The organism is Thermogemmatispora sp. (genome assembly GCF_042408735.1).
Lineage (GTDB): Bacteria > Chloroflexota > Ktedonobacteria > Ktedonobacterales > Ktedonobacteraceae > Thermogemmatispora.
In genome coordinates, this window is sequence record NZ_JBHOQV010000179.1 from 1 (window position 1) to 5,472 (window position 5,472).

Below are 5,472 nucleotides of genomic sequence, written 5' to 3' on the forward strand. Positions count from 1 at the left end.
GGGGCGAAACCTTGCCCGTCATTTCCCGTGTCCCTCCAAATGGCAGCAGCGGCTGCAGGAAATGCTCCGCTTTCTCTCCGCAGCAGGAAGCGCAGCCGATTGCGTCACCGGTTCACGGTGAGACCGTGAGACCACCAGCACCTGGTGGAGAGGCCTCCACTTGGGGTGGCCTGTGGCTGGATCGCGTGCCCTGAGAAGTCGCCCCCGTGCCGTGGGCAAGGGGACGATCGAGGACGCACTCGCGATTCCCATCTCGTGGCCCCTTGCCATCTCTGCCTCGGCTTGCATCAGGGCTGGCGCGTTGTTGATGGCGTCACCAGCTAGGGCCAATGGAACCTGGCGCGATCCTGTCACACAGTCAAGCGCATCGTTGGCGACTTCATCCGCCGGGCTGGCTGGAGAGACAGAGCAAGCTGAAGCGGCGAGCTGCGCCCTGATGGAACGACTGACGAGCATGAGTCCCAAGGTGTACATGCATAGCCATACCTTTCTGCCGCTGCCTGGCACCTCCCTGCAGGTTGCCCCTCCTGGCTCTGTTGGAAAGACCACCCGAGCCGTCTGCACTTGTCTGGCCCAACGAGGGCAAGAGTGGGGGCAATGGCAGCAGCAGGAGACCCTGGCCCAGCTCATCAGGGAGTTTCGCCATCGACCAGGTGGGGACCGGTGAGCGTGTTCTCACAGGAGCGAGGGACCTCGTTGTGACTGGGACAGCCTCAAGCTGCTGGCTGTCGTCAGCGAACCAATCGAGCAGGAGACGTGTGGCCGGCCCGGCGGGCTGGATGCCATCGCTGAGTTCCAGGAGTTCGATCCAGCCGCCGGGGCGGGTGACGCGCACCAGCTCGCAGACAACGCCGGGCCAGGCCTGGGCGGGAATGGCAGCCACCAGCAGCCTCTGATGGGTGTAGGTGAACTGCTCATCCGGGAAGGGGAGGCCCTCCAGGATATTGGCGCGCACGAAGAGGCAGGGCGGCGGCACCGGCTGCGTCATCGACGCGAGAGAGACGTCGACGCCGACGATGAGCGCGTGCGGGAAGAGGGCCTGCATCTCAAAGGCCCAGATCCCAGTCCCAGTGCCCACATCCAGGATGGTGCGGGTCCCTGGGGCAAGCGGGGCCAGGTAATGGTTGCTCAGGGTCCTCGCCAACGCGTGATGCTGGTAGTTGAGTCGCTGGTCTTCCAGCGGGTCCTTGGGCAAGAGATAGGGCACGTCTTCCAGAGAGCGGCGTTGGGGAGCCGGGTGCGCTCTGCCAGCTTCGGGGGAGGTGTCGGGGGCGGCTGGCGTCGGCGAAGCAGGCGCCAAGCGCGCGCGGTGGCGACCAAACAACGTGCGTACAAGGGCCCCCTCAGTGCTCCTTTCTTTCTCCCCTCCTCATCCTGTCATACAGCTGAGCATGCTCATGAGGATCAGCACCAGAACCGGAACCAGGATGAGAAGCATGCGCCTTCGAAGGGTCTCGGGTGACCCCCGAGAGGCAGAGAATCCGTCGCCGGCTGGCGAGCAGCGGCAAAGCGAGGTCTGTCTGCACTCCCCGGCAGGGCAGGCAAGGAGACAGGGGCGACGCCTGCCAGCCGGTCCCTGTCGGTCCAATCACCATCCGAAGGCACTGGTTCTACTGCTGTCCTTTCAGCGCAAGAGCTCCTGAACCCTTTCCTCTCTCTGCACGTTGCTCCCTGGCCACTTCCCCGCTGGTTAGCTCCTGGGAACGTCCTGATAGGGAACGCACGCGAGGCAGATGTGGATCGAAAGGACTGGACGGGCGGGGCAGGGAACGGTTATACTGAAGAGGAAGCATCGACTCGGTCCAGAGGAGGAGATGCTCGTGGACTGGAGTGGATACCAGGCAGAGCAGTTACTCATCTGGCCCTGGATGGCCTCTCCCAGATGGTGCAGCGTGTCTGCCCACTGGGGGAGCGGGGTAGCGCGAGGCCAGGGAATTGTTTGCTGCAGGGCAGGGAGTGGCTGCGTGGTTCAGAAGGGAAGCGGAGCCAATGGCGCCTGATCTGGCTGATCAGCTGGCAGTGTTCGCCAGTCACACCACAGAAGGGGGCGTCCTCCTGGATCTGCGCCGGGGACGTTATCTGGGACTCACGCCTCGCGGCTGGCAGCTCTGGGAAGCCCTCCAGGCTGGCGCGGGAGACCAGGAACTGGTCGCCGTGCTCCGGCGGCAAGGGATGACGGAGGAAGCTGCCAGAGCAGAGGTCCGCCGGTTTCTCCAGCGAGTGGCCAGTCATGGTCTGATCGAGGCGGAGCCATCGCGTTCCTGGCGGCGGGCCCGCTCTCGCCTGCTCTGGGTGCTGCGCTTTGGTGCGCTGCTCGGGGATCCGCTGGACGCCTGGCTGACCCTGTGGGGCATCCGAAGGACGCTCTGTCGTGCGGATGGCTTGCTGCTCGTCGTCGCCGAGGGACAGGCCTTGCCAGGAGCCGCTTCAGACCAGCTGACGGGAGCCGCTCGCCCGCGGATCAGCCGTCTGTGTCGCTGGATGCGGTGGGCCAGCCTGATGCAGAGGCGCCCGCCCACCTGCCTGGAGCAAAGCCTTGCACTCTGGTGGGTGCTCCGCAAGCGAGGGATCGCTGCCCACGTCGTGCTGGGTATCTCGACGGCTCCCTTCACGGCCCATGCCTGGGTGGAGGGGCCTGATGGTCCCCTCTTCTGGAAGGCGGGGCTCGGATGGCTGGCTCACCGGGCCATGCTTGGCGCGCTGCAGCCGATCTTTCACAGTGGACGGGACCAGCTGTAGTCGAGGAAGGAGGAGTTCCTCTGAGTGGATTCTGTCTCTGGGTGTCTCTGGCGCCGGATCTTCCCCAGGTGGAGACCCCCATTGAACCCACCCGCTGGCTGCAGATTGGGAGCCTGGTGCGCCAGCGCGGAGATCAGCTCTTCTCGTGGCAGTGCCAGGGCTGCTGGTGCTGGCAGGCGCTTGAACAAGAAGCCTGCCCGCGATCCTGGGAGTCCTGTACCTCGCCCTGGGTCGCGGCCGACGGTCGTTTGTATTACCGCCCCGCCCTGCTGGAGGCGCTCCGGCCCTACGGGGCTGTTCCTGCGACGCAGTCAGATCTGGAATACCTGGCACAGAGTTACCGCTGCTGGGGACTGGAGTGCCTCTGCCGACTCGAGGGGGATTATAGCTGTGTGTGGTGGGATGAAGTCCGCCGGCGAGGGCTGGCAGCACGCAGCCCGTTTGGGTTGCGCCCGCTCTTCTATCAGGTCTGTGGGCAAGCGCTCATCCTGGCCTCTGATCCGGTCTGGCTCTTTCTCGCCACCAATGGCCCCCGTGATCTTGATGCTGACTGGGTCTGCTGGTATCTGGTGACCGGGCACTTTCGCAGCGCCTCGCCCTGGCGAACGGTGCACGAGGTTCCCCCAGGGGGCTGGGTTCGCTGGCAGGCGGACCAGCTCCAGACCGGCCTCTTCTGGTCTCCTCGCCCGGCGCGATCCACCCCACCGCGCACCCTGGAGGAAGCCGGGAGGCAGGTGCTCCCGGTCCTGCGGGAGGCAGTACGCCAGCGTGTCGAGGGACAGCAGACGGTGCTGGTGGATCTGAGCGGTGGGCTGGATTCCTCCAGCTGTGCGGTGCTGGCCACAGAGGAGCTGTCTCCGGCCCGGGTGATGGGCGTCCATTTTTCCTGTCAGCGTGTGCCCGAGGCCGATGAACGTGCCTTTGCCAGACGGGTGGCGCGGGAGCTGGGCCTGCCGCTGCGCATCTGGACCGAGGAAGAGGTGCCTCTCCTGCAGGAAGCCAGCCAGTTTGCCCGGCTGGCCCCGGTGCCCTTGACGGCGGTGCTTTTTTTCGGCAGTTGGTATCGGTGTCTGGGCCAGCTGGCACGGAGCCGGCGGGTTCGGATGTACCTGCGTGGGACTTTTGGGGATGCGCTCTGGGACCCAGCATGGAGGACCATCCTGCGAGCATGCTGGCAAGAGCGCGCCTTTGGGATCGTGTGGCAGAATCTGTGGCTCTGGCATCGGCAGGGGATGCCATGGGGCCAGATCGTGCTGACCCGCGGCTCTCCGCTCTGGCGGTCCACGGAGTCCCCCTGGCATCGACGTCCTCTGGCACCCTGGCTGCGACCAGAGGTGTGGCAGCGAGTGCTCGAGGTGGAGGAGGCGGAGCGCCAGCGCTGGCGACAGCGGGGGCCAGTCCAGGTGTGGGAATGGCTTCGCGGGATCGACCGGTTTGCCGAGAGCGCAGCGTTAGCGGCAGCCCGTCCGCTGGTGGAGGCCGGGCTCACGAGCACCGATCCCTACACCGACCCGCGGGTGCTTGAGCAGGTGCTGGCGATCCCGCTGGCGCTGCTGGTTCCCCACGGCTTGCCTCCCAAGGGACTGCTCCGGGAGGCGATGCGAGGACACGTGCCCGAGCCAGTCCGCTTGCGAGCGACCAAAGGGCGGATCGCTCGGGCCATCTTTCGCGCGCTGTGGGAGCGGCGAGCCTGGCTGCAAGACGAGCTGCGTGCAGGGTCAGCGGAGCTGGCCCCCTATGTGGATGGTGACAGCTTGCGAGCGCACCTGAACCGGCTCCCGTTCTTGACAGTGGCTCAACCACTCGTGCTGAGCAGCCTGGCGCTCGCACTCTGGGTGCGACAGGGGGGAGCAGCAGGAGGGGGGCAAGAACCAGTGACGGGGCTGCCAGCAGCTCCCGTGGTGCTTCGCGGTAGGGGCAGGCAGACTGAAGCGGGCAGTTCTGGACAGCTCATCCAGTGGATGGAGTGAAGAGCACCTGACTGCGAAGGAGGATCTGATGAGATTTCTGTGGCTTCAACCGGCTCCCTTTCCCCCACCTAAGCAAGGGGGGGAAGGAGGAGCAGCAGCGGTGGCGGCAGACCCGCTGCTGGTCGAGATTGGATCGGTGGTGCAGCTCACGCGCGGCAAGGGTGACGATGACTATGATGCCCCAGCAGCGGGCTACTTCGATGTACCGGACCAGCCTCCAGAGCCAGACGGGGATGATGAAGGGGAGGAGCGACCGGCCCCGGACGAGGAGGACGAGGACGATGACTGAAGGAGTCAGTGCAGACCAGGATCGACCTGGGAGGGCGTTCCATGGCTGAGCGGTATGTGCTGCAGTTTCGCGACGTCTCGGAAGCCGAACTGCTCAGCGAGGCGGAGGCGCTCGATCCGACACCCTACCGCCCGTTTCTGGCTCCCTGGGAGCACGAGAGTCCCTACCGGGCCTTCGAGGTGGTCCGGGCCAGACTCGCGCGGGTGATCAGAGGGAGTGCCGGCCAGCCGCTCAACCGCAAGCCCTTCGTGATCGAGACACCGCGCGGGCAGGCGCTGCTGTGGCGGGCGATCCCCGGCAAGGTGGAAGTCGTGCTCTGTCAACAGCAGTCCGGGGGGCAATGGGTCTTGCAAGCGGATCAGGTGGTGACCCTGTCAGAAGAGGAATGGCGTCACTGCCAGATTCGGCTGGACCGGATCGTCGTGAACCCGCCTTCTTGGCTCTAGATCGGGAAGGAGGAGGAGCAGGGATGAG

5 protein-coding genes are annotated in these 5,472 nt (G+C 65.7%); 4 read left to right on the forward strand and 1 reads right to left on the reverse strand.

Going from position 1 to position 5,472, the window contains the following annotated elements:
* Positions 1-379 precede the first annotated feature (379 nt).
* The gene (locus tag ACFMO7_RS19250) at positions 380-1,324 is read right to left on the reverse strand and encodes a class I SAM-dependent methyltransferase (RefSeq protein WP_376797112.1); all 945 of its coding nucleotides are present in this window, start codon (positions 1,322-1,324) and stop codon (positions 380-382) included.
* A 665-nt stretch (positions 1,325-1,989) separates the two neighbouring features.
* Between ACFMO7_RS19250 and ACFMO7_RS19255 the strand changes: the two genes are divergently transcribed.
* The 4 genes from ACFMO7_RS19255 (at position 1,990) to ACFMO7_RS19270 (ending at position 5,444) form a co-directional block, all read left to right on the forward strand.
* Positions 1,990-2,739: a lasso peptide biosynthesis B2 protein gene (locus ACFMO7_RS19255; protein WP_376797113.1), complete on the forward strand. Its 750-nt coding sequence runs from the start codon at positions 1,990-1,992 to the stop codon at positions 2,737-2,739.
* Between the two features lie 41 nt (positions 2,740-2,780).
* Positions 2,781-4,709 (forward strand): asparagine synthase-related protein, encoded by a 1,929-nt coding sequence (locus tag ACFMO7_RS19260; RefSeq protein ID WP_376797114.1) that lies wholly within the window; start codon positions 2,781-2,783, stop codon positions 4,707-4,709.
* 100 nt (positions 4,710-4,809) lie between these two features.
* The gene (locus tag ACFMO7_RS19265) at positions 4,810-4,998 is read left to right on the forward strand and encodes a hypothetical protein (RefSeq protein ID WP_069806202.1); all 189 of its coding nucleotides are present in this window, start codon (positions 4,810-4,812) and stop codon (positions 4,996-4,998) included.
* Between the two features lie 41 nt (positions 4,999-5,039).
* A complete protein-coding gene (locus ACFMO7_RS19270; protein WP_376797115.1) occupies positions 5,040-5,444 on the forward strand; it encodes a hypothetical protein in 405 nt (134 codons plus the stop codon).
* Positions 5,445-5,472: the final 28 nt, after the last annotated feature.

Coding starts and splice junctions, on each gene's coding strand:
- ACFMO7_RS19255 (WP_376797113.1), top strand. CDS start 1,990: ATGGCGCCTGATCTGGCTGATCAGCTGGCAGTGTTCGCCAGTCACACC.
- ACFMO7_RS19270 (WP_376797115.1), top strand. CDS start 5,040: ATGGCTGAGCGGTATGTGCTGCAGTTTCGCGACGTCTCGGAAGCCGAA.